The following is a 23,083-nucleotide window of genomic DNA, read 5'->3' as shown; positions in this document are numbered from 1 at the left end:
GTAGCCAAGCCGGTTGTGTCGTCATGCCCTTTTTTCCTGACGTCGCGCCCGCCGCCGAGTGAGGTTCACAGCTTTGATATCGATCACGGAAGACATCCCCGTACCGAGTCCTCCCGAACGTGTCTGGGAGGTCATCTCCGATCCGTCGGCCGTCGTGTCCTGTATCGGCGGCGCCGAACTCGGGCCGTCCCACGACGACGGGTCCTTCGACGGCACCCTGGCCATCAGGTTCGGTGGTCTCCGGGTCAAGTTCGCCGCCCGGGTCTCCCTGGACCTGGACGAGGCCGCGCACGAGGGCCGCCTCACCGCCCGGGGCGCGGATGGGCAGGGTGCCACCCGCTTCAGTGCCGGCGCCGCCTTCCGGGTCGTCGAGGGGGACACCCCGGGCACCTCACGGGTCTTCTGCGACGGCGAGATCAAACTCAACGGCAAGCTCGCCAAGTTGATCGAGTCGGGCGCGGGGATGGTGGTCTCCAGAATGACGAAGGAGTTCACCGACCAGCTGGTCCAAAGGTGCGCCCCGACCGCCGAGCCTCGCGAGGACGCGTCCCCCGAGTCACTCACGGCGGATTCCCCCGCCCCGGCCGTGGCAGCCACCGTCGAGCGGGTCGAGGCACCTGACGTCGGCGCACGTCCGGTCCCACCCCGGCCGTCCGGCCTGTTCGCCCGCCTACGGGCGTGGTGGGCGGGGCGGAGGTCACGGCGTCCCGGGCGGCAGCAGTCACAGCCGCAGGCGACGGGGCCTTCGGAGAACACATCCGGTGAAGCACTCGGCCAAGGAGGTCGGCGATGACAACGGGCAGGCACAACAGAGTGATCGGCGCCCTGGCCGCCGGTCAGCACGTCTTCGCGACCTTCTCGGCGGCCGATCCGACGTCGGCGATCGAGCTGAGCAACTCGGACTACGACGCCGTGGTGTTCGAGATGGAGCACAAGCCCTGGGACATCAACGCGCTCAAAGACAGTTTCCAGTACCTGCTGAGCAGGCGCAGGGTCTTTGAGGCGGACAGCCTGGCGCCGGACGTCACCCCGATCGTGCGCATCCCCGCCAATGGTGCGGAGAAGGCGCAGTGGCATGCCAAGCAGGCGCTCGACCTCGGTGCGTTCGGCATCATCTGGCCGCACATCTCCACGGTGGAGGAAGCCCGTAACGCCGTCGCCGCCTGCCGCTACCCGCGGTTGCCCGACGCTCCCCGCTACGAGCCCGCCGGCCTGCGCGGGGACGGTCCGCACGCGGCGACACGCTACTGGGGCATCTCCAACATCGAGTACTACGCCAGGGCCGACGTGTGGCCGCTCGCCCCGGACGGGGAGATCCTGGTCGGCCTCATGATCGAGGACCAGCTCGGCATCAAGAACCTGCCGGACATCCTCGACCAGGTGCCCGGCATCGGGTTGGTCCTGATCGGCGAGGGCGACATGAGCCAGGAACTCGGCTTCCCCCGCCAGTACGAACACCCCCGTGTCCTGGAGTGCAAGCGGCGGATCCTCGACGTCTGCGGTGAACGCGGGATCGCCGTGGGCCATCCGCACGTCACCGCCGACAACGTCAAGCAGGTGCTCGACGACGGCTACCGGTTCCTGATGTCGTCGCCGGTGCGCACCTACCCCGGCCTGCACAAGGCCCGGGAGCTGACCGGCCGTGGCTGACGGGGCCCGCCGGCCCCGGCCGCGCACCACGAAACCACCGCACCGCGAGTTTCGGAGTACCTCATGATCATCGACAGCCATGGCCACTTCACCACGGCGCCCCCCGCGCTGGGGGTGTGGCGGGAGAAGCAGATCAGTCAGTTCGAGGAGTCCGGCGCCCGGGTCTCGCCCGACGAGCTGCGCATCAGCGACGACGAGATCCGCACCGCCATCGAGAACGGGCAGCTGAAGCTGCAGATCGAGCGCGGCACCGACCTGACGGTCTTCTCGCCCGGCGCGGGCAAGATGGCCCACCACTACGGCGACGAGCGGACCAGCCTCGACTGGTCGCGCGTCAGCAACGACCTGATCGCCCGGGTGTGCGCTCACTTCCCCGAGCGGTTCGTGGGCGTGTGTCAGCTGCCGCAGTCCCCGGGCGACGCACTGGCCGCCTCCGTACGCAACTCCGTCATTGAACTGGAGCGCTGCGTAGAAGAGTTGGGCTTCGTCGGCTGTCTGCTCAACCCGGACCCGTCGGACGGCTACTACCAGGCGCCGCCGCTGACGGACCGGGTCTACTACCCGCTCTACGAGAAGATGGCCGAACTCGACGTCCCCGCGATGGTCCACGTCGCGATGTCGAGGAACCCTGCCATGCAGGGCACCTGCGCCCACTACCTCGCCGGCGACACCGCGGCGTTCATGCAGCTGTGCGAGTCGGACCTGTTCAAGGACTTCCCGACGCTGAAGCTGATCCTGCCGCACGGCGGCGGCGCCGTCCCGTACCACTGGGGCCGCTACCGCGGAATGATGCAGGACCGCGGCCGGCCGCCGCTGGAGGAGTCGATCCTGCGCAACGTCTACTTCGACACCTGTGTGTACCACAAGCGCGGCATGGAGCTGCTGCTCGACATCATCCCCGCACGGAACGTCCTGTTCGCCTCGGAGATGATCGGCGCCGTCCGCAGCGTGGACCCGGAGACCGGCCGGCGGTTCGACGACACCAAATACACCCTCGACTCCATCGACAGCCTGAGCGACACCGACCGGCAGGCGGTCTACGGAGGCAACGCACTCCGGGTCTTCTCACGGCTCGACGGCGTCCTGAAAGCGCGGGCGACGGCCGCGGCGAACGTGAAGGAGTCCCAGAAGTGAAGGTCTACGAAGCACTGGCCGAGGCGTTCGTCAAGGAAGGCACCAGCGACGTCTTCGGCATGATGGGCGACGCCAACATGCACTGGATGGCCGCGCTCGCCGACCGCGGGGTGCGGTTGTACGAGGTGCGGCACGAGGGCTCCGGGCTCGGTATGGCGGACGGCTGGGCCCGCGGCGCGGGACAACCGGGTGTGGTCACCACGACCAGCGGCCCCGGCGTCTCGCAGCTGGCCACCTCGATGATCGTGGCGAGCCGGGCGGGCACCCCCCTGGTCGCCTTCTGCGGTGAGACCGCCCTGGGCGACGAGAGCGCCACCCAGTACCTCGACCAGCGGCGCTTCGCCGCCGCGATCGAGTGCGAGTTCATCCACGTAACCCGTCCCGAGAACGCCCAGGAAGCCGTGCGAAGCGCCTTCTACCTGGCACGGACCGAGTCCAAGCCGGTCATGATCAGCGCTCCGTTCGACGTCCAGATGGCCGACCTGGACGACTACGACGAGAACTACGTGCCGTCCACCGCCCTGATCGAGAAGCCGCGACCGCTGCCGGACCCCTCCAGGGTGCAGGCCGCCTGCGACCTGATCCAGGACGCCGAACACGTGGTGATCATCGCGGGACGGGGTGCGCGCGGGGCGGACTCCGGCGAGGAGATCCTCACCCTCCAGGAACGGACCGGAGCCCTGCTGGCGACCACGCTGCAGGCGAAGAACTGGCTGTGCGACCGCACCGACTTCCACGTCGGCCTGTCGGGCCTGTTCGGTGACAAGGTGTCGATGGAGTTGCTCCAGGAGGCCGACTGCGTCATCGCGGTGGGCGCCAGCCTCAACCACTACACCATCGAGAGCGGCTACCTCTATCCGGAAGCCAAGTACATCCAGATCGACACGGCTCCGCACCTGGTGATGGGCAATGGCAGGGTGGCGGACTGCTACCTGCAGGCCGACGCGGTCACCGCTCTCACCGAGCTGGCAAGGGTGCTGGAGGAGCGGTCAGTCCGGCTGGAGGGGTTCCACACCGACCAGGTCCGGCAGCACCTGACCGGCCGGCTCCGGCAACCGGAGTACGTGCACGAGCCCGGACGGCTCGACCCGCGCGAGGCGATCTGGATCCTGGACCACGAACTCCCGGGCGAGATGGGCCTGGTACTGGGCAGCGGCCACCAGACCGACTTCGGCACCATGCTCTTCCAGCGCTCCCGCGACGTGCTCTCCAACTACGGCATGTTCGGCGCCATCGGCCAGGCCCCGCTGATCGCCATGGGCCAGCTGGTCGCGTTGGGCAACAAGCCCGGATTCGTGGTGGAGGGCGACGCCAGCTTCCTCATGCACCTGTCCGAGTTCGAGACGATGTGCCGGTACGACATCCCGCTGCTGGTCGTCGTGATGAACGACCAGGGCCTCGGCGCCGAGTACCACAAGGCGAAGGCGAAGGGGCTCGACCCGGACCTGGCGACCATCTCCACGCCCGAACTGGGCGCGGTCGCCCAGGCGTTGGGAGGCGGCGGGGCCACGGTCCGCACGGCACAGGAGCTGCGCGACGCGCTGGCGGAGTACGTGAGGGCCCCCCGGCCCACCGTGATCGACGTCCGCATCACCCGCGAGGTGCTGAGCACCCCGTACCGCCGTATCCAGTACGGCGAGGACGTGTGAGCGGCATGAGCGAGACACATGCGACGGCACCACTGTCCGTGCTGTTGGGCAACTACCCGCACACCCGGCCGCTGAAGGACGGGACCGTCCCCGTGGACGGGGTGGACTGTCGCTACCTGGAGTCCTCGCCGCTGCCCCCGGCCTTCGCCCGGATGGTCCGCGACCTGGCCTACGACATCTGTGAGATGCCGATGGCCACCTACCTCCAGGCACGCGACGCCGGCATCCCGTTGACCCTGTTGCCGGCGGTGCTGGTGGGAAGCACCCACCACCGCTCCCTGACCCGGCTGCCGGAGGACCCGGAGACCGGTCCCGGGGACCTCGTCGGCCGGCGCGTGGGCGTCCGGGCGTACGGCCAGACCACCGGCCTGTGGGTGCGCGGCTGGCTGCGGGAGGAGTACGGGGTCAAGTCCTCCGACGTCACCTGGGTGACCACCGAGGACGTCCACGTCGCCCAGTACGTCAACCCGTCGTACGTGGAGCGGTCGAAGGCCGAGCGGGTCGTGGACCTGCTGCGCTCGAACGACGTCTGTGCGGCGGTGCTCGGCCCGAAGGCGATCGGCGGGCAGGGCGCGGGACTGGTTCCGCTGGTGGCGGACGCCGAGACCGCCGGCCTGGCGTGGACCGAGCGGCACGGGACGATCCCGGCGAACCACCTGCTGGTGGTGCGCGACGACGTCATGCGCACCCGCCCGGACGCCGTTCTCGCCTTCTACCGCGCCCTGAACAAGGCGATCGGGGACACCGCGGGCGAGCGGGACGACTCACCCGCCGGGCGCGCGGTCGCGGCCGGGTGGAGCGATTCGCTGACCGCCTGCCTGGAGATCGCCGGACGGTACGCCCAGGAGCAGAGCCTCATCGAACAGCCGGTGGATGTCGTGGCGATCGAGAAGAAGACCGCCTTCCTCGACACGTGAGGAGGCGATCGACAGGGGCGCGCCGCACAGCGGCGCACCCGTGCATCAACAGCGAGAGGAGGACCAGCGATGCGAGAGCCGGTAGGGCTGCGCAAACGGGGCAACCCGCCCACGCGCGAGCCGGAGATCTGGACACCCGACCTGCTCGACAAGGTCGCCTGGCGGGTGAAGGCGGCGAACGAGCCCTTCCGGGGAGTGGCCACGTCGGACGGCATCCGGCCGGGACTGTTTCCGCTGCGCGACACCGGCGCGGACGTCAGCAAGGTGTACCTGGCGGCGGAAGCCTACCTGGCCGGTCTGACGGAGAAACAGCTCGCCGAGGGCCGGTTCCCGATGGACGACGTGAGCTGGCGCCACTGGAACAACGGCGCCCGGTACTTCCTGCGCCACGGCATGCTGCTGGAGGAGTTCGACGACGCGGGGCGCGAGCGGGCCCTGGCCGTCATCAGGGAAAGCCTCAGCGCGGACGGATACCGCCAGACGGTCGACCTGATGCGCCTGAACCTCACCATCGGCGAGCTGAGCGACAACACGCACGGACTGAACGAGTGGTTGTACTGGTTCTCCCTCTACGGCGAGCCGGAGAACGGCGGCCCGTGGGGCTGGCAGCTCGACGGACACCACGTCAACATCAACTGCGTCTTCGTCGGCGATCAGATGGTCCTCACCCCCTCCTTCCTCGGCGCCGAACCCGTGATCGCCGGGTCAGGGAAGTACGCCGGGACCGTGGCCTTCCGGGGCGAGGAGGCACTCGGTCACGAGCTGTTCACCCAGCTCGACGGACGACAGCGGGAGCGGGCCGTTGTCGCGGACACCATGCCGCAGGAGCTGCTCGTCGGCGCCTTCCGGGACAACTGGGAGCTCGACCCCCAGGGGCTGCGGCTCGCCGAGATGTCCCTGGGCCAGCGGGACACCGCGCTTCGACTCCTCGGCCTGTATGTGAACCGGGCCGGCGACCACCACGCCCGGGTGCGCATGGAGGAGGTGCTGGCCCACGAGGGCGACACCCGCTTCGGCTGGGCCGGGGACCCCGACGGCACCTTCTACTACCGCTTCCACAGCCCGGTGATCCTCGTCGAGTTCGAGCACATGGCGGGCGTGCTCTTCGACAACGACTACCCCTCGCGGCGGCACATCCACACCATCGTCCGCACCCCCAACGGCAACGACTTCGGCGTCGACCTGCTGCGTCAGCACCACGAGCGGCATCACGGACCGCACATGAGTCGCGAGAGCCACAACAGTTCGAAGAGGAGAGACAAATGAAGCTGGTGCTCGGCCGCGACGATCTCGCGGCAGCCGCGCTGTCGGCGGCCCGCGAAGCGGGTTCGGAGCCCGAGCGCGTCGACATCAAGCCGGTGCACAAGGCCTCCCGCGGTTTCGTCAACGAGTCGGACGTCGACCTGTGCGAGCTGGCGATCGTGACGGTCCTGCAGGCCCTCGCCTACGGCAAGCCGGTGCTGCTGCTACCTGTCACCACCCTCGGACGGCACCAGCACCAGACCCTGGTGACCCTCGGCGAACTGTCGGTCGCCGACGTGGAGGGGCACAGCGTCGGAGTGCGCGCCTGGAGCCAGACCACCGGCGTGTGGATGCGCGGTTTCCTCACCGAGCAGTACGGCGTGGACCTGCGCAAGGCGGACTGGACGACGTACGAGGGCCATCACGTCGACGGCGCCGAGGACCCGTCCTGGGTGAAGCGGGCGCCACAGGGGACCAAGCTGCCGGCGGACTTCCTGGAGGGCCGGGTCGACTTCGGGATCATGGGCAACGAACTGCCCTCCGACGACCGCGTCCGCACCGCCGTCGACAACGCCCACGAGGTCGCCGAACAGTGGTCGAAGGACCAGGGGTTCATCCCGGTCAATCACGTGGTCGGCGTGTCCGAGGCCGCCGCCGCGGAGCACCCCGCCGCCGTTCTCGCCGCGTACGACGCGATGCGGGCGGTGCTCGCCGCCAAGGAGGAGGGCGGCCCGGTCGCCCTGCATCCCGTGGGCTTCGAAGGACTGCGCGCGGCGTTCACCAAGGCCGCAGCCTACGCGCTGGAGCAGGACGTGATCCCGCGCGCGGTGGACTACGACGAGCTGGTCGAGCGGTCGTGCGCGGCGCTCGGCGTACCGCCGGCCCGCCTCGGCGGCTGAGACCCGCGACACGGACCGGCGGACCAGTACCAGCACCAGAACCAGAACCAGAAAAGCAAAGGACAGAGCATGGACAAGCTCACGGTGGTTCTCGGAGACTTCCCGCACGCGCGGCCATTGCTGGACGGCGACGCCGAGATCGACGGGTACCTGGTCGATCCGGTGGAGGTCAGGCCGGTCATCGGCGCCTATCGGCGGATGATCCGGGACCTGGAGTTCGACGTGTGCGAACTGGCGCCGGTCTCCTACCTGATGGCCCGTCAGGAGGGGATCCCGCTCACCGCGGTCCCGGTGTTCCTCAACCGGCGTTTCCACCACGGTGACGTGCAGTGCGCCGCCGACTCCGGCATCCGCGTGCCGCGGGACCTGGAGGGACGCCGGGTCGGGGTGCGCGCCTACTCGGTGAGCACGGGAGTGTGGGTACGTGGCGTGCTGCGCGACGAGTACGGCGTGGACATCGACAAGATCACCTGGGTGGTCGACGACGACGACCACATCGAGGGCCGCGCCCCGGCCAACGTCGAGCGCGTCACCGACGGCCGGGCCCTGGGCGAGCTGCTGCGCGCCGGGGAGATCGACGCCGCGCTGACCGGCAACGCCGGGACGGGCCGGGCAGGTGCGCCCACGGCCGGCTGGACGGCGGCGGCCGCACCGGCGGCCGACGGCGACGACGGCCCGTACCCGCTCTTCCCCGAGGCCGGCACGCTCGCCGTGGACCACTACCTGCGGACCGGCGTCTACCCGCTGCACTCGCTGATCTCGGTGCGCTCCGAGCTGGTGGACCGCGACCCCGGCCTGCCGGCCAAGCTGTACGCCGCGTTCGTGGCGAGCAAGCGCCGGCACCTCGCCGCCCGGCCCGAGTGGTCGGCGGTGCCCCGGCTGGCCCGCCAAGGGCGCGCGATCGGCGGCGACCCCGTCCCCTACGGCATCAAGGCCAACGAGCCCAGCTTGAACGCGATGGTGCGGTTCGCCAAGGACCAGGGCCTGCTCGACGCGGACTTCCCCGCCGACCCGCGCTCGCTGTTCGCCGCGGGCGACTACCCGGTCGCCTGAGCCGGCCCGTACAGAACTCATCGAGCACAAGGGAGCACCCCACGTGGACATCGTCGACGCACACTGCCACATCATCTCCGAGGACCTGACCCGCTACCCCAAGGCCCCGATCGGCGGCAAGCAGTCGGAGTGGGCCGCGACCCGGCCCGTGACCGCCGAGGGCATGGTCAGCCGCATGGACGAGACCGGCATCGCTCAGGCCGTCCTGGTCCAGGCCACCACGCACTACGGCTACGACAACGCGTACGTCCTCGACAGCACCCGGCGCCGGCCCGAGCGCTTCGTCGCCGTCGGCACCGTCGACCCGCTGCGCCCGGACGCCGCCGCGAACCTCAAGGCCGCGGTCGGCGAGGGCGGGCTGGCCGGCGTACGGCTGTTCACCAGCGGCAGTACCGTGCCCACGCAGGGGGAGTGGTTCGTCGCCCCGGAGACGTTCCCCTTCTGGGAGCAGGCCGCGGAACTGGACCTGCCGGTCTGCCTGCAGATGCGCCTCGGGCCGGCCACCGAGCAGCTGGTGGAACTCCTGCAGCGGTTCCCCGGCGTGAAGGTGCTCCTCGACCACATCGGCTACCCCGACATAGCCGCCTCGCCCGCCCGCGCCGGCGCCGAGGTCGCGGAACTCGCGGCCCACCCCGGCCTGCATCTCAAGCTCACCCACCGCAACCTCGAACGGCTGCAGGACGCCGGAGAGCATGCCGGTGACTTCCTCGGTCCGGTCGTCGGGGCGTTCGGAGCGGAACGGATCGCCTGGGGGTCCAACTGCCCGGCGGCCGAGCAGGCCCTGCCGGAACTGCTCACCCTTGCCAGGGAAGTCCTCGCAGGGCTGCCGGAGGCGGATCGGCAGGAGATCTTCGCGGGTACGGCCAGGCGCCTGTACCCGTCCCTGGGCGGATACGGGAGCTGACGGGACATGCCGTCGGTTAGGGTTCCCGCCTCGGTTCTCATCCCTACAGAAGGCAAAGGCGGCCAAGGTGGACAGCGACAGCATCGGCGCGGAGTCCGGGGCGAAGGCGGCGGGCAGCCGCTACAGCCAGGCGTACGAGGGACTTCGCGCACTGCTGGTGTCGGGCAGCATCGAACCGGGCACGCGGTTGACCGAGGCGGACCTGACCAGGATGTTCAACGTCTCGCGGAGCACCATGCGCAGCGCGCTGGTGCGGCTGACGCAGGAGGGCTACGTCACCAGCGAGGTCAATCGCGGGGTGCGCACGAGGAGCTTCTCCGCGGAGGAGGCGGCGGACATCCTGGAGGCTCGCGAAACCCTGGAGTCGGCCCTCGCCGGCAAGGCGGCGGAGCGGGCCACCGACGAGGAGATCGAGGACATGCGCCGAACCCTCCAGGAGATGGAGGAGGCGCGGTCCCGTGGGGACCAGGACTCCTACTCCCGCGGCAACCGCCGTTTCCACCAGCAGATTAAGCACGCCGCGCACCAGACGACCCTGGCCCGCGCCTACGACACGCTGCTCTACCCCCTGGTGATGCGCCAGTACCGCAATCTCTCCGCACAGCACCCGCGATCCGGGTCGCTGGAAGAACACCAGGCCATCTTTCTCGCCATCGTGACCCGCAACCCCGATGCGGCTCTCGCGGCGATGCGCCATCACGTCGGCTCCGCCCGCAGGGCGCTGCTGTTGGACAAGCCCCCCGTGCAGTAGGTCACCTGACGTGCCGCCGGGGCCGGAAGGACCCCATGCGGCACATCGTGGACACCGAAGCAGGGCTCGTCGAGGGCATACCGTGCCGGAACCGTTCCGTCACAGTCTTCCGCGGCATCCCCTACGCCGCGCCACCGCTCGGCGACCTGCGCTGGCGGCCCCCTCGGCCGTCGCCTCGCTGGGAAGGGGTGCGCAAGGCCGACCGGTTCGGTCCCATGTGCCCCCAGGCGCCGACCGACGCGGCGGCGACCGGCGTGGACGTGCCCATGAGCGAGGACTGCCTGAGCCTGAACATCTGGACGGGCGCGCCCTCCTCCGCGGAGCTCCGCCCGGTACTGGTGTGGATCTACGGCGGCGGCTTCCGCGAGGGAACGGGGGCACATCCCCGCTACGACGGCGAGAACCTGGCGGACAAGGGCCTCGTCGTCGTCACCTTCAACTACCGTCTCGGCGCCTTCGGCTTCCTCGCCACACCGGAACTGAGTGAGGAGTCGGAACACGGCTCGTCGGGGAACTACGGGCTGCTCGACTGCGTCGCCGCCCTGCGCTGGGTACGCGACAACATCGCGCGCTTCGGCGGCGACGCCGACCGGGTCACCGTCGCCGGCCAGTCGGCGGGCGCGGGCGCGGTCAACTTCCTGGCGCTGTCCCCGCTCGCGAAGGGCCTGTTCCGCCGTGCGATCGCACAGAGCCACGCCCGGTACGCACGCGATCCCGAACTCCGCTACCTGTCCACCTCCTACCGCCTGCGGGCCGACGCCGAGACCGCGGGGGACCGGTACACCCGGGAACACGGCGCGCGGACCGTCCACGAGCTGCGGTCCCTGCACTGGCGGAAGCTGGTCGACGGGCACCATCCTCTCGACACGGCCGTCGAGACGGGCGGTGCGGCGGGACCGCCGCTGTTCCGTCCCGTCGTCGACGGGTGGGTGATCCCCGCAGGCTACGACGAGACGTACACCCAGGGTCTGCAGAACGATGTCGACTACCTGACCGGGAACAACCTCGACGAGAGCGGGGCCGTCCCGCGGAGCATGGTCGCGAACCTGCGAACCGGGAGACGAACGGTGCGGCCCGGATCGCCGCCCGTGAACGTGACGCTCGACCAGCATGTCGCGGCGGCGCGGCGTAAGTTCGGGCCCCTCGCCGAAGAATTCCTGCGGCTCTACCCGGCCCGCACGGACGACGAGGCGGCCCGTGCGAGCAGCCGCGCGGCGCGTGACAACTCCCGCATCTCCACCTGGCTGTGGGGCACCGACTGGACCCGCCGGGCCACCGGCAGACTGCACACCTACTTCTGGACCCACCGCACGCCGGCGGACACCGGCCCCCGGCGGGCATCCCACGGCTCCGAGATCGACTACGTCTTCGGCAACCCGGCGGGCGGTACCGGGACATGGACCGAGGCGGACCACGAGATCGCGCGCACTCTCTCCTCCTACTGGGCCAACTTCGTCGCCACCGGTGACCCCAACGGCGCCGGACTGCCCCACTGGCCCGCTTTCTCGGCGGACACCGGCAGCGTCATGGAGATCGGCGCCGCCTTCGGGCCCGTCCCCCTCGCCGATCCGGCGCACACCGACTTCTGGACCCGTTTCTTCTCCACCCAACAGCCCTGGTGAACAAAGGAGTTCCCATGAAAGACACGAAGCGCACGACGCACCGCAGGAACCGCCCACTCTTCGCACTGTCCGCCTCCGTGGTGCTCTCCGCCGCACTGCTGACCGCCTGCGGCAACGACGGCTCGTCGTCGGTCGGCGCGGACGGCAAGACCACCGTCTCGGTGGGAGTGAGCGGTAACGTCTTCGACCTGTCCATCCGCCTCGCGGAGGAGAACGGCTACTTCGCCAAGCAGAACATCAAGATCAAGTACGTGACGCTGACCGCCGCGACGGGCACCTCGGCGCTGCAGTCGGGCTCGGTGCAGTTCCTCAACTCCAGCCCGACCAGCTACCTGGCCGGCCTCTCCAAGGGCCTGCCGGAGCTCTCGGTCGCCACCAACGGGGGAGGCAACCCGCTCGGCATCGTCGTCAGCACCGCGTTCGCGAAGAAGCACAACCTGACCGCCAAGACACCGGCGGCCGAAGTGGCCAAGGCCCTGGCCGACTCGACGGCCGGCGCCAGTTCCGCCAACACCAAGGCCGAGGCGGGCATCTTCCTCAAGGCCCACGGTGTCGACCCCGACAAGCTGAAGTGGGTCTCGCTGCCGAGCCCGGCCGCCGACAAGGCCGCCCTCACCAAGGGCGAGGTCGACTGGTTCATCACCTCGGAGCCGATCCCGCTGCAGGTCCAGCACGAGGGCGACGGCATCGTGGTGGCCGACCCGGACAAGGTTCCCGAGTGGGCCTACGGGCAGGCCGGATACGGCCAGGTCGTGGTCGTGAAGGAGGCCTACGCGAAGGGCAACTCCGCCACGGTCGAGGGGTTCGCCACCGCCGTACAGCAGGCCACCACCTACCTGGACACCCACGCCGCCGACGACAAGGTCGTCCTGGCGGCGGCGCGCGCGAGCCTGCCGGGCGTGCCCGACGACGTGCTGAGCGAAGCCGTCTCGCAGGTGGACTGGCCCGAGACCGCCAAGCAGGACGCCGCCGGATGGAAGAGGACCGTCGCCTTCGTGAAGGACGGCATAGGCGCCGTGCCGGACGCGAGCGTGTCCGCCGACAACTGGACCAACACGTACCTGCCGTGACACGGCCGAACCCGACCGGAAGGGAGAAGACCATGGCAATCGTCACCGACAAAGCCGTGACCGAGCCCGAGCCCGACACGGCGGGACGGCCCGCCAGGAACGCACGCGCCGGCTGGCAGAGCACGGGCTCCGTCATCGCGCTGCGCATCCTGGTGATCGTGGCCGCCCTGGTTCTGTGGCAGGTGATGAGCGGACCCGTCGTACCCGAGTACGCGGTCAGCAAGCCCACCGACGTGTACGACGCGCTCATCACCATGTTCAGCTCTGCCTCGGGCTGGACCGACGTCAAGGTCACCACCACCGAAGTGCTGGCGGGCTTCGGTCTCGGCGTCGCCGCGGGGACCGTGATGGGCCTCGTACTGGGCTCCTTCCCGCTCCTGGGACGCGTGCTCGAACCGCTCGTCGCAGCCGTCAACGGCATCCCGAAGATCGCACTCGCCCCGCTGTTCCTGCTGTTCTTCGGCATCGGGCCCTGGTCGAAGATCACCATCGCCATGACCGGTGTCGCCTTCGTGGTCTTCTACAACATCTATCTCGGCCTGCGGCTGCGCGAACGTGAACTCGTCGAGGTCGTCCAGGTGATGGGCGGGCGCAGGCACCATGTCCTGGGCTATGTGACGATCCCGACGCTCGCCGCGCCGTTCTTCGCCGCTCTCAAGACCGGCGGGCCGCTGGCCATCCTCGGCGTCATCGGCGGAGAGTTCATCGCCTCCTCCGAGGGCGTCGGCCATGAGCTGTTCACCGCGGCCCAGAATCTCGACGCTGCCGCCGAGTTCGCCGGCCTCATCGTCCTCGTGGCGCTGACGCTCGCTCTCAACGGTGTGCTGACCGCCCTGGACTCGTACGCCCTGAAACGGCTCGGTCTCGCGGCCCGCCGCAGGCCACAGCCCAAGGGCTGAACCGCACAGCGCGTCGGCAGAGCGCACACGCCCCAGCAACGGGAAAGGACAGCTCCACCGATGAAAGAACACCCGCACACCTCACCGTCCGCCACCGGGGGAGAGCGGCCACCGTCGTCATCCCGGTGGCCCTCCCGCAGAGCGGTGCTGCTGGCAGCGGCCACGGCTTCGGCCGCGACCGCCGCACCACTGCTCTCCGCCACCTCGGCCGCCGCCGCCCCGGACAGACACGGCGACCTGCTCTACATCGGCACCTGGGGCCGGAACCAGGTGCACGCCGTCCGGTTCGACCCCGTCCACGGCACCATGACCCCCCTCGGACCCGTGGCGCAGGTCAGTTCGAACTGGGTCACGGTGCATCCGACCCGCCCCGTCCTGTACGTCGCCGGCGGCGAACCGGGCGGGTTCGTCCGCACCTTCCGTATCGACGACGCCTCGGGAGCCCTCGACCGGACCGGGGAGCTCGCGACCGAGACCGTCCCGGGCGGCAGCGGCGGCCTGTCGTACATCGGGCTGACCGCGGACGCGGACACACTGCTGGTCGCCGACTTCGCGACCGGCACCGCCGTGACCGTTCCGGCCGGCCGCGACGGGCGGCTCGGTGCCGTCGCCTCCAGAGTGCAGGACACCGGGTCGGGGCCCAGTCCGCGACAGGCCGGACCGCATCCGCACCACGTGGTCGTCGACCCGAGCCGCAGGTTCGCCCTGGTCGCGGATTTCGGCGCCGACCGGGTGTTCGTCCACGCCTACGACCGGGCCTCGCACCGGCTGTCCGCCCGAACGCCCGACGGCCCCGGCTCCTTCGCGACGGCACCCGGGTCGGGCCCACGACGGCTGGCCTTCCACCCGAACGGGCGGACGGTGTACCTGCTGAACGAGCTCACCGCGGACATCCAGGTCCTGCGGTGGGACGCCGGTGCGGGCGTCCTGACACCCCGCCGGCTCCTGACGACCAACGCGCCGGGTCACACCGGCACCACGAGCGCCGCCGAACTGGCGATCAGCCGGGACGGCCGCCACGTCTACGTCTCCAACCGCGGTGACAACGCCCTGGTCGTCTTCTCGGCCGACCCGGACACCGGCCTGCTCACCGAGTCGCAGCGCCTGCCCTGCGGCGGCGTCACACCGTGGAGCTTCTCCCTGCATCCCGGTGGGCGATGGCTGTTCGTCGCGAACGAGGCGAGCAGCACGGTCGACCTCTTCCATGTGGACCCGAAATCCGGGCACCTCACGGACGCCGGTACCTCCGTGGCCGTCCCCTCTCCCGACTGCATCGGTGTCCGCTCGGTCGGCGGACGACAGGAAGCACAACGAAAGGACTCGGACAGCGATGTCACCTGACATGAAGCGTCGAGCGTTTCTCGCAGCCGGCGCGGGCGTCGCCGGCGGCGCGCTGCTGCCCATCCCGTTCGCCGTGGCGGCGGCGGCCTCCGGCAAGAAGGGGGTGATGCTGATGAACCGTATAGGTCCGTCCTCGTCCACCCTGTACGTCTCCGACGCCGACGGTGCCAACGAGCGGGTGCTGCTGGAGAACGCCGCGTTCGAATACCATGCGGGCTTCTCAGCCGACGGCGCTTCGGTGTTCTTCACGTCGGAGCGGACGGGCGACGGCAACTCATGTCTCTACCGGGCCAGGGCCGACGGATCGGACGTCCGGCCTCTGGTGGCCGACTCGGCGATGAACGACTGGGCCGTGCCGTCGCCCGACGGCACGAAGGTGGCCTTCGTCTCCACGAGCGGGGACCACAGAACCCACATCTGGCTGCTGGACCTCACCACGAGGAAGCGGACCAACCTGACCGGCACCGCCGCGCTCGCCGGTGATCCCGCGAGCCCGGACGGTCACTTCCGGCCCTCCTGGTCGCCCGACAGCCAGTGGATCGCCTTCTCCAGCGACCGCAACACCACATGGCGTGGGCACGGCAACGGCACCGGCTGGGAGCACACGCAGGAGCTGAGCGTCTACGTCGTCCGGCCGAACGGCACCGGCTTCCGGCAGGTCGCGACCCGCGACGGATACTGCCTGGGCTCGCCGAAGTGGTCACCCGACGGTTCCCGGATCGTCTTCTACGAGATCACCGTCGAAGGAACCTGGGGCGCGCACCGCCCGGAGGCCATCGGGACCGTGGAATCCCAGATCGTCTCGGTCGACGTGGCGACGGGCGCGCGTGTCGAGCACACCTCGGGCCCCGGCCTGAAGGTGGCGCCCCAGTACGTGGGCGGGACGGAGATCGGTTACCTCGTCAAGGGCGGACCCGACGAAGGCCTGGCCTACGTCTCGGGCACGCGGCCGTCCGTCAAGCGGGCGCTGCGCTCTCCGGTCTGGTCGCCGGACGGGACATCGGTGATCTACGAGAAGCCGGACTACACGACACGCGCGCTCGACGCGCCGCTGTACAGCTGGGACCAGGACTGGGACTACCGCTTCTGTGATGTGTTCCCCGCGCTGTCCAAGGACGGGCGCCTCGCGATCACCGACAAGCAGGTCGGCACCTCCTCGATCGTCACCATGCGCGTCGACGGTTCGGACCAGAAGGTCGTCTTCGACAGCGCCACCTCGGGCCTCGACCCGGCGATGGTCGCGAAGGGGCTGGCCGGCGCCTTCCGGCCCGCCTGGTCGCACGACGGCAAGTGGATCGCGTTCGGCGTGGGCGGCTGGTTCCAGACCCGTGCGACCAGTGGTGCCGTGCTCGTGCGGGTGCCCAGCGACGGCTCCTCGCACCAGGTGCTCACGGACGGCACGGTCAACGCCGGCTTCCCCAGCTACGCGCAGGACGGCAAGCGGATCGTCTACCGCGTGTGGGGCAAGGAGATGGGCCTGCGCATCCTCGACCTCGGGACCGGCGCGACGACTGTCCTCACCACCGAGTCCGACAACCTGCCCGACTGGTCCTGGGACGGCAAGCTCATCCTGTTCACCCGGAGGACGAGCCCTACCAACTTCGACGTATGCACCATCAGGCCCGACGGAAGCGGCCTCAAGGTCCTGACGAGCAGCGGTGCCAACGACGCCCACGCGGTCTGGAACCACGACGGCCGCATCCTGTACAGCAGCGGCATGTACGGCTTCCGGGAAGAAGCGGCGCTGTACGACGACACCTTCCAGCCGTACGGCCAGATCTTCAGCATGAAGGCGGACGGTTCCGACAAGAAGATGCTGACCGACAGCCAGTGGGAGGACTCGATGCCGCTCTTCCTCACCCAGGATGTCCTGTCCGGGTGACCTGAGCGAGAACGAGGCGATGTGCCCGCACGCTGCAGTGCGCGGGCACATCGGTCTGTGCGGTTGCCGTCGCCCGGGGAGGGCCGTCGGCCCTCTCTCAGCGGCGAGGCCGATCCGGTTGACCTGCTCCTCGCCGCCTGCGCCGGACCCGGACTTGTCGACCACGTCGGCGGTGCCGTCCGCCACCTCGACGTGGTTGGGGTCTGCCGCCCGTGGCCAGGGACTCCGTCACGGTGCCCTTGCGCGGGTCGACGACCGACACGGCGGCCGTCGTGCCGGCGCGGCCGTGACGGTTCCTGTGACAACCGCCGCGTCGCCCACCCCTCCCGGTCTGTAGGTACGCGGGCTGCACGCCGGGTACCCCGGACGCGCCGTGGTCAAGGACGTCCAGCTCACAGTGCCCGTCGGGCAGGTCGCCGCGGTCGTCGGACCCAACGGCTGCGGCAAGTCGACCCTGTCGCGTGTCGTCGCCCGGCTGCACCGGCCCGACGCCGGTACGGTTCACGCCGTCGCCGTCGCCGTCGGCGTCGGCGCCGACGGCTGGGGCCTGGGCAGGCGCGAAACCGTCCACCGGATAACAGCCCTGCTCCCTCAGTCGCCGCGCTCCCGAGGAGGTGACCGTGGCCGGACTCGTCCGCTACGGCCGTCATCCGCACCGGGGCCTGCTGCGCCAGTGGTCGCGCGAGGACGAGCGCGCCGTGCGCGAGGCGTTAAAGGCGACCGGCACCGCCGAACTGGCCGGCGAGCGACTCGACCGGCTCTCCGGCGGCCAGCGGCAGCGGTGCTGGCTCGCGATGGTGCTCACCCAGGGGACGCCGGTCGTACTGCTCGACGAACCCACCAGCGCGCTGGACCTCGGCCACGCCGTCGACGTGCTCGAACTGGTCCGCGTGGTCGCCGCGTCCGGCCACACCGTCGTCATGGTCCAGCACGACCTGGCCGCCGCCGCGCGTTACGCCGACATCGTGGTCGCCATGAAGGACGGCCGCGTCGTCGCGCGCGGAACGCCCCGCGACACGATCGACGCAGCTCTCGTGAAGAAAGCTGTGCGAGGTGGACGCCGACATGGTCAGCGCCCCGGCGACGCGTCGCCGATCGTCGTACCGCGCGTCCGCCGTGGCGCGGGCCATGACGGGTCGGCCGCGGGGGCAGAGAGCCGCTGAACGACCACCGGACCACGTTCGCCGTGCCGTGCCGCGCCGATCGGCCGGGACATCGGACGTGCGGCTGAGGCGCGGAACGGTGCACCCGCCGTTGCGTGACGCCGATGGCGGCCTCCACGCTACCGTGTTCGGCTGCCAGAAGCCCCCGGTGGCCCGGGGCGATCACTGTCGGCAAGTCGGCAAGTCGGCGACGCGGGACCGATCCCTGTGACGGAGGAAGGGCGTCGGCGGAGCCGCGGCCCGCCGCACATCGGGGCTGCCCAGCGGATCGGCGAGCGCGCCCGGCGGGGAACGGCTGACCGCAGGGCGACGCTGTCGCGCCCGCCGCGACAGTTCCTCGGCCTCCTCGCTGGCACCGGCCAGGGCCAGTTCGACGAGTTGGTCGTCGGCACCGGCGTCCAGCCTGGTGACCCGGTCCGCGAGGCCGAACCGGGCGGTGAGCATGAGGACCGGTGTGAGGTCGCCGCAGGCGCGCAGCACTCGGCACACGGCCACGCCGTCGACATGAGGCATCGCCACATCGACCACCAGCGTGCCGAAGGAGTCACGCTCGGCCCCGGCCAGCGCCTGCACGCCGTCAGTGACGGTGACGGCGTCATACCCCGCCTGTTACGCGCAGAACGGCGACGACTGGGTCGTGCCGACCGTGCTGGCCGCGACGCCGCTGAACGACACGGAGGCGGCCGATTCCGCCTACGCGGCAATCGCCTACGCGGTAACCGAGCCACTCTGCCCGGACTCGCAGCGACTCATCGCCCCCCCACGACGTCTGGCTGCGGGCGGCCCGCACCGCCCTCGACGACCAGGACCTCGCCAAGGCCGCCCGCGCCTGCTTTGCCCCGGAACGCCGAGCGGCGCTCGATGAGCTTGGCATGCGCGTGCAGGGGGTCCATCGTGCGTCTACCCAGAATCGCAGAATGCCTTCGAGTCATCTTATGGAAAGCTCACCTAGTCACACCTATATGCCCACACATCGACGAAGCGGGACATAGGACTAAACATCCGCCAAACAACCAACGAGCTGCAGGTCAAAGCACCGGCCATCGCACGAGTGCCCGCCGCCTCCCATCAACGGTTCCTGTCAATAACCTATCGATCCCCGGCATCGTGGCGACTCGGTGTTGAAGCCCATCGCAAAGTGGTGCTATAAGTTTCAAGCAACCAGCGCCACTAAATGGAGGGCCGGAATGAAGAAAATAACTTTCCCCACCATGGTCATCACTGCTGTATTGGTCGCCGGATCGGCCGCCATTGCGCAACCGGCCGCCGCGTCCACGCAGGACTGTGGAGCGTACGAATACACGCGAACCAGCCGTGTGACCGCAGGCCAGACGTCAGTACCCTGGCAGTACCTGATCTCTCTCGAAAAAGGCCCGATCGAAGTTTGCCTAGACGGCCCCGACGACAGCGACTCCAGCCTGACTCTTCTCCGCCTCGTTCCGGGCGGCGCGGAAACTGTTGCCACTGCGACAGACAGCGGAGCTGACAAGACGCTTTCATACGTGGGACCGGTCAGCGGCTACGTGGTCCACGTCAGCGCCGATGTCACCGGCAATTACACCGTGGGCGTCAACCTTCCCTGAGGTAGGGGGCGTACGACAGTAGGTGATTCGCGGTAGCGCAGAAGGCTCGTCACGGTAATCCTGGTGACGAGCTTTCTGCCTGGTATGTTTGCTCGAACATTTGGGTAAAGAGCATGCTGACTCCACGAACCAACCTGCGAAATCTGTGCACCCAATAGCAGTACCCAGTGGCAGCCTTGTCGCCCCGAAGGACGCACTCAGAGGAGCGTTCGCAAGGTATCTCGCAAATATGGCCCATACGCTGATTTTGAACGTACGGCGGCCCCGCCACTCGGGCCGGGACGGCTACACCACCCATCCGCCCCGAGATCGAACCGGTCTTCACCGCTCGGCGGGGGAGACACACCGGCCCCGGCACGGCGGCCCGGGCACGCTCGGTCTGGTGCTGGCCGTCCTTGTCGCCGCCGCGACCGTGCAGGACACGACCGGCGGCAAGCTCCTGCTCGAAGACACGGCTGCGGCACATCCCAGCGCGTGACCAAGGTCTTGCGCTGATCCGCAGGATGGATTGCTGTGGTGGGTCAAGGGGCGCCCAGGAGGTCGGCGAGCCGTTGGAGTCGTTCCGCGTCGGGGCTGCCTTCGGCGGTGGTGCAGACCATGAGTGCGGGGCCGGGGTTGCCCGGTATCGGGTAGGCGTCCCAGTCCAGGTTCAGTTCGCCGACCTGCGGATGGGTGAGGCGCATCTGGCCGCGGGTCGGTTCCTCCACATCGTGGAGGGCCCACAGCGCCGGGAACTCGTCGCTCCGGACCGCGAGTTCGCCCACCAGCTCGACCGCGCGCGGGTGGCCGGGATCGACGGCGACCTGCGTACGCAGCATCCCGATAAGCTCAGCGGCGGTGGCCGCCCGGTTCGGGCATGCCCGGTCGGCCTCGGGACGCAGGAACAGCGCCAGCATGTTCCGCTCCCTCTGCGGCTGTCGGGTGAACGCCCCCAGTAGGGCGCCGCCGAGCGGGTTCCAGGCCAGGACGTCCAGGAATCGGCCGACGACCAGAGCGGGCGAGGTCATGGTGTGCAGCAACCGCTGTGTGGTGTCCCGGACTTCCTCCGGCTCGTACGAGCGAGGCAGGCGGCTGGGTGTACGCGCGGCGGCAGCGAGGCTGTGCAGGTGCCGGGACTCCTCGGCGGAGAAGTTCAGAGCGCGCGCGAGGGCGTCCAGAACCTGCTCGGAGGGCCGGACGTCGCGTCCCTGCTCCATGCGCTGGTAGTAGTCCGAACTCACCCCCGCCAGCAGGGCCAGTTCCTCCCGCCGCAGTCCGGCGACGCGCCGTCGCGGGCCGGGCTCCAGTCCAATGTCCTCTGGCCGAAGCCGAGTTCGGCGGGTACGCAGGAAATCGGCGAGCTCGCGCCGGGGATCGTCACTCAGGGAATGGGAGGAGTCGGTCACGGCGCCAGTATGCCGTCGGCGCGGCCCGCGAGGGTGGGTCTGCCAGACCCAGGAAAGGGAGAACGACCGTGATGTCGCTTGTGGGGTCCAACATCGGATCCACCACAGCCGGTCACGGAAGGAAGAATGACATGAAGGCCGTTCAGATCACGGGTTTCGGCAGGGCGGACGTCCTGCGGGTCAACGACGTCGAGCACCCCGCACCCGGTGCGGGTGAGGTGCTGGTGTCGGTAGAGGCATCCAGCGTGAACGGGCACGATGTGATCGTCCGCTCGGGAGAGCTGAAGATGGTGTCGGGACGCCGCTTCCCGATCGGCGTGGGACTGGACTTCGCGGGCACCGTCGCCGCGACCGGCGCCGGTGTCGAGGGCTACCGGGTCGGGGACCGTGTGTGGGGCATGGTGCATCCCCGCCGGCGGCACTCCGTCGCCGGGGCGGCCGAGTACGTCGTGGTCTCCACGGAACGGGTCGCGCACGCCCCGGCGGACCTCTCGTCGGTCGAGGCGGCAGCCCTGGTGGTCGCCGGTTCCACAGCGCTCATCGCGCTGCGTGACAGCGTGCACCTCGCGGACGGGGAACGGGTCCTGGTGCGGGGCGCGGCCGGCGGAGTCGGCACGGCCGCGGTGCAGTTGGCACACGCCATGGGCGGTCACGTCACCGCGCTGGCCCGTGAGCGCCACGCCGACCTCCTGACCGACCTCGGCGCTGACGAGGTCCTGGACTACCGCTCCACCGCCTCGGAGCAGATCGGGCCGTTCGACGTCATCGTCGACACCGTCGGCGCGGAATTGCACTGCTACCGCGGGCGGTTGGCCAAGGGGGGCCGGATGGTCACCGTCGGACTGTCCCCGTCGGCGCTGGCCGCGATCGCAGCCTCCAGCGTGCACGGCACCCGCCGCATCCGCACCTTCAGTGCCAACCCCGAAACCCCCCTCCTGCGCGACGTGGCCGGCTACGTCACGTCGGGTGCGCTGCGCCCGGTGATCGACAGCGTGTACCCGCTTGCGGACATCGCCGCCGCGCACGAGGCGTTCGAGCGCGGCGGCGTCGTGGGCAAGCACGTGGTGACAGTGCCGCGCAGCTCCCTCTGACGGAGCCCGGTCAGCGGGGTGCGGTGCGCAGGTCGACGCCACGGTAACGGGCGGCGGTCACGAACCGGTCTGCCACGCGGGACAACCGCTGCCGGCCGGTCGGTTTCGGGCAACGTCGACCGACGGCACCGGCAGTACGGGCATCGCACCGACATCGATCAAAGCCCGGTCGGGTCTGAGCCGCAAGCGGTGGAAAACGTTCGACGCCAGACCAAGGCCGGCCATTTCTCCTACGTCAAGGAGAAGAAGGGCACCACCCTCAACTCGTCCTGGCAGTACTGCTACGACCTCGCGGGCAACCTCACCTCCCAGGGCGTCGACAAGGGCTGCCCCCGCGGCACCCTCTACACCTACAACGACGCCCAGCAGCTCACGTCGAAGAACGGCTCCACGGCGAACTGGTCCTACGACCAGGCCGGCAACGAGACCGCCGGCGCCTCGACTCCGGAAGGCACGCGTACGGCGGAGACGTGGTCGGACTTCTCCCGGCTCACCTCCCTCACCGTCGCCGACAAGACCGACTCGGGTGAGTACGACTCCAGCGAACGCCACCGCCTGGGCGACACCTACTTCCACCCTGGCCCCATCGGCCTGGCCGCGGAAGCGGCCCTGTGCCGCCGGCAAGTCCACCCGGTCGGGTCCGTCCCGGACAGCCTGAGCAGAACGAACGCGACGAAGTGGGCTGGCCACTCCAGCGCTGCACGGGCCACCCTGATACCACGCTTGGCAATCCGGAGCTGCGCGACCCCGGCCACGACCTTCGGGAACGTGGACCCCATCTGAGTGCCGCGCCGCGAGCGCAGCGCCACCTGGTCGCCCTCGACGGACAGGGCAGCACGGAGGCCGCC

General features: G+C 69.8%; 20 protein-coding genes and 2 pseudogenes. 20 read left to right on the top strand and 2 right to left on the bottom strand.

The features are described 5' to 3' along the window. Nucleotides 1–73: 73 nt before the first annotated feature. The 16 genes and pseudogenes from ACH4DZ_RS34265 (at nucleotide 74) to ACH4DZ_RS34190 (ending at nucleotide 18,176) form a co-directional block, all read left to right on the top strand. Nucleotides 74–793 (top strand): SRPBCC domain-containing protein, encoded by a 720-nt coding sequence (locus tag ACH4DZ_RS34265; RefSeq protein WP_398291807.1) that lies wholly within the window; start codon nucleotides 74–76, stop codon nucleotides 791–793. Further along, nucleotides 790–1,650 carry an HpcH/HpaI aldolase/citrate lyase family protein gene (locus tag ACH4DZ_RS34260; RefSeq protein ID WP_398291805.1) on the top strand — a complete coding sequence of 287 codons (861 nt, stop codon included), beginning with the start codon at nucleotides 790–792 and terminating at the stop codon, nucleotides 1,648–1,650. The genes ACH4DZ_RS34265 and ACH4DZ_RS34260 overlap by 4 nt, the downstream gene beginning before the upstream one ends. A 63-nt stretch (nucleotides 1,651–1,713) precedes the next feature. Beyond that, complete coding sequence (locus ACH4DZ_RS34255) at nucleotides 1,714–2,784, top strand: amidohydrolase family protein (protein WP_398291803.1); 1,071 nt, start codon at nucleotides 1,714–1,716, stop codon at nucleotides 2,782–2,784. Beyond that, the gene (locus ACH4DZ_RS34250) at nucleotides 2,781–4,433 is read left to right on the top strand and encodes a thiamine pyrophosphate-binding protein (protein WP_398291801.1); all 1,653 of its coding nucleotides are present in this window, start codon (nucleotides 2,781–2,783) and stop codon (nucleotides 4,431–4,433) included. Before ACH4DZ_RS34255 ends, ACH4DZ_RS34250 begins: the two co-directional genes overlap by 4 nt. A 5-nt stretch (nucleotides 4,434–4,438) precedes the next feature. Further along, a complete protein-coding gene (locus ACH4DZ_RS34245) occupies nucleotides 4,439–5,350 on the top strand; it encodes a hypothetical protein (protein ID WP_398291799.1) in 912 nt (303 codons plus the stop codon). Nucleotides 5,351–5,419: 69 nt separating this feature from the next. Further along, entirely contained in the window at nucleotides 5,420–6,616 is a 1,197-nt protein-coding gene (locus ACH4DZ_RS34240) for a DUF3500 domain-containing protein (protein ID WP_398291797.1), read from the top strand. Next, the gene (locus ACH4DZ_RS34235) at nucleotides 6,613–7,491 is read left to right on the top strand and encodes a hypothetical protein (RefSeq protein ID WP_398291795.1); all 879 of its coding nucleotides are present in this window, start codon (nucleotides 6,613–6,615) and stop codon (nucleotides 7,489–7,491) included. Before ACH4DZ_RS34240 ends, ACH4DZ_RS34235 begins: the two co-directional genes overlap by 4 nt. A gap of 69 nt (nucleotides 7,492–7,560) precedes the next feature. Further along, entirely contained in the window at nucleotides 7,561–8,544 is a 984-nt protein-coding gene (locus ACH4DZ_RS34230) for an ABC transporter substrate-binding protein (RefSeq protein ID WP_398291793.1), read from the top strand. 43 nt (nucleotides 8,545–8,587) lie between these two features. Beyond that, entirely contained in the window at nucleotides 8,588–9,448 is an 861-nt protein-coding gene (locus tag ACH4DZ_RS34225; RefSeq protein ID WP_398291790.1) for an amidohydrolase family protein, read from the top strand. Nucleotides 9,449–9,515: 67 nt separating this feature from the next. Further along, a complete protein-coding gene (locus ACH4DZ_RS34220) occupies nucleotides 9,516–10,199 on the top strand; it encodes a GntR family transcriptional regulator (protein WP_398291788.1) in 684 nt (227 codons plus the stop codon). A gap of 35 nt (nucleotides 10,200–10,234) precedes the next feature. Beyond that, nucleotides 10,235–11,821, top strand: coding sequence for a carboxylesterase/lipase family protein (locus ACH4DZ_RS34215; protein WP_398291786.1), 1,587 nt, complete (start codon nucleotides 10,235–10,237; stop codon nucleotides 11,819–11,821). Nucleotides 11,822–11,835: 14 nt separating this feature from the next. After that, nucleotides 11,836–12,891 (top strand): ABC transporter substrate-binding protein, encoded by a 1,056-nt coding sequence (locus tag ACH4DZ_RS34210; RefSeq protein ID WP_398291784.1) that lies wholly within the window; start codon nucleotides 11,836–11,838, stop codon nucleotides 12,889–12,891. A 32-nt stretch (nucleotides 12,892–12,923) separates the two neighbouring features. Then, nucleotides 12,924–13,790 (top strand): ABC transporter permease, encoded by an 867-nt coding sequence (locus tag ACH4DZ_RS34205; RefSeq protein WP_398291782.1) that lies wholly within the window; start codon nucleotides 12,924–12,926, stop codon nucleotides 13,788–13,790. Nucleotides 13,791–13,850: 60 nt separating this feature from the next. Beyond that, complete coding sequence (locus ACH4DZ_RS34200) at nucleotides 13,851–15,131, top strand: lactonase family protein (protein ID WP_398291780.1); 1,281 nt, start codon at nucleotides 13,851–13,853, stop codon at nucleotides 15,129–15,131. 1 nt (nucleotide 15,132) lies between these two features. Next, nucleotides 15,133–17,013: a hypothetical protein gene (locus ACH4DZ_RS34195; protein WP_398291778.1), complete on the top strand. Its 1,881-nt coding sequence runs from the start codon at nucleotides 15,133–15,135 to the stop codon at nucleotides 17,011–17,013. A 346-nt stretch (nucleotides 17,014–17,359) separates the two neighbouring features. Continuing rightward, a pseudogene (locus ACH4DZ_RS34190) lies at nucleotides 17,360–18,176 on the top strand (ABC transporter ATP-binding protein). A 162-nt stretch (nucleotides 18,177–18,338) separates the two neighbouring features. Here ACH4DZ_RS34190 and ACH4DZ_RS34185 read toward each other — a convergent pair. Next, a pseudogene (locus ACH4DZ_RS34185) lies at nucleotides 18,339–18,770 on the bottom strand (response regulator); the annotation flags it as partial. Nucleotides 18,771–19,363: 593 nt separating this feature from the next. On the opposite strand from ACH4DZ_RS34185, the gene ACH4DZ_RS34180 reads away from it, so the two are divergent. Further along, nucleotides 19,364–19,759 carry a hypothetical protein gene (locus ACH4DZ_RS34180; protein WP_398291775.1) on the top strand — a complete coding sequence of 132 codons (396 nt, stop codon included), beginning with the start codon at nucleotides 19,364–19,366 and terminating at the stop codon, nucleotides 19,757–19,759. Nucleotides 19,760–19,988: 229 nt separating this feature from the next. Continuing rightward, nucleotides 19,989–20,237, top strand: a complete 249-nt coding sequence (locus tag ACH4DZ_RS34175) for a hypothetical protein (protein ID WP_398291773.1) — start codon at nucleotides 19,989–19,991, stop codon at nucleotides 20,235–20,237. 43 nt (nucleotides 20,238–20,280) lie between these two features. Here ACH4DZ_RS34175 and ACH4DZ_RS34170 read toward each other — a convergent pair whose 3' ends face one another. Continuing rightward, nucleotides 20,281–21,144, bottom strand: a complete 864-nt coding sequence (locus ACH4DZ_RS34170; protein ID WP_398291771.1) for a helix-turn-helix transcriptional regulator — start codon at nucleotides 21,142–21,144, stop codon at nucleotides 20,281–20,283. Nucleotides 21,145–21,275: 131 nt separating this feature from the next. Between ACH4DZ_RS34170 and ACH4DZ_RS34165 the strand changes: the two genes are divergently transcribed. Both ACH4DZ_RS34165 and ACH4DZ_RS34160 read left to right on the top strand, forming a co-directional pair. Then, nucleotides 21,276–22,235 carry an NADP-dependent oxidoreductase gene (locus ACH4DZ_RS34165; protein ID WP_398291769.1) on the top strand — a complete coding sequence of 320 codons (960 nt, stop codon included), beginning with the start codon at nucleotides 21,276–21,278 and terminating at the stop codon, nucleotides 22,233–22,235. A 189-nt stretch (nucleotides 22,236–22,424) separates the two neighbouring features. Continuing rightward, nucleotides 22,425–23,018: a hypothetical protein gene (locus ACH4DZ_RS34160; protein WP_398291767.1), complete on the top strand. Its 594-nt coding sequence runs from the start codon at nucleotides 22,425–22,427 to the stop codon at nucleotides 23,016–23,018. Nucleotides 23,019–23,083: the final 65 nt, after the last annotated feature.

This window comes from Streptomyces sp. NPDC017991, from assembly GCF_044328075.1.
GTDB lineage: Bacteria > Actinomycetota > Actinomycetes > Streptomycetales > Streptomycetaceae > Streptomyces.
This window is presented reverse-complemented; position numbering and strand designations above follow the sequence as displayed.

What these genes read in the sequence shown, in the direction of transcription:
- ACH4DZ_RS34260 (WP_398291805.1), top strand. Translation starts at nt 790, where the DNA reads ATGACAACGGGCAGGCACAACAGAGTGATCGGCGCCCTGGCCGCCGGT.
- ACH4DZ_RS34255 (WP_398291803.1), top strand. Translation starts at nt 1,714, where the DNA reads ATGATCATCGACAGCCATGGCCACTTCACCACGGCGCCCCCCGCGCTG.
- ACH4DZ_RS34245 (WP_398291799.1), top strand. Translation starts at nt 4,439, where the DNA reads ATGAGCGAGACACATGCGACGGCACCACTGTCCGTGCTGTTGGGCAAC.
- ACH4DZ_RS34240 (WP_398291797.1), top strand. Translation starts at nt 5,420, where the DNA reads ATGCGAGAGCCGGTAGGGCTGCGCAAACGGGGCAACCCGCCCACGCGC.
- ACH4DZ_RS34235 (WP_398291795.1), top strand. Translation starts at nt 6,613, where the DNA reads ATGAAGCTGGTGCTCGGCCGCGACGATCTCGCGGCAGCCGCGCTGTCG.
- ACH4DZ_RS34230 (WP_398291793.1), top strand. Translation starts at nt 7,561, where the DNA reads ATGGACAAGCTCACGGTGGTTCTCGGAGACTTCCCGCACGCGCGGCCA.
- ACH4DZ_RS34215 (WP_398291786.1), top strand. Translation starts at nt 10,235, where the DNA reads ATGCGGCACATCGTGGACACCGAAGCAGGGCTCGTCGAGGGCATACCG.
- ACH4DZ_RS34210 (WP_398291784.1), top strand. Translation starts at nt 11,836, where the DNA reads ATGAAAGACACGAAGCGCACGACGCACCGCAGGAACCGCCCACTCTTC.
- ACH4DZ_RS34205 (WP_398291782.1), top strand. Translation starts at nt 12,924, where the DNA reads ATGGCAATCGTCACCGACAAAGCCGTGACCGAGCCCGAGCCCGACACG.
- ACH4DZ_RS34200 (WP_398291780.1), top strand. Translation starts at nt 13,851, where the DNA reads ATGAAAGAACACCCGCACACCTCACCGTCCGCCACCGGGGGAGAGCGG.
- ACH4DZ_RS34195 (WP_398291778.1), top strand. Translation starts at nt 15,133, where the DNA reads ATGAAGCGTCGAGCGTTTCTCGCAGCCGGCGCGGGCGTCGCCGGCGGC.
- ACH4DZ_RS34180 (WP_398291775.1), top strand. Translation starts at nt 19,364, where the DNA reads ATGAAGAAAATAACTTTCCCCACCATGGTCATCACTGCTGTATTGGTC.
- ACH4DZ_RS34175 (WP_398291773.1), top strand. Translation starts at nt 19,989, where the DNA reads ATGGCCCATACGCTGATTTTGAACGTACGGCGGCCCCGCCACTCGGGC.
- ACH4DZ_RS34165 (WP_398291769.1), top strand. Translation starts at nt 21,276, where the DNA reads ATGAAGGCCGTTCAGATCACGGGTTTCGGCAGGGCGGACGTCCTGCGG.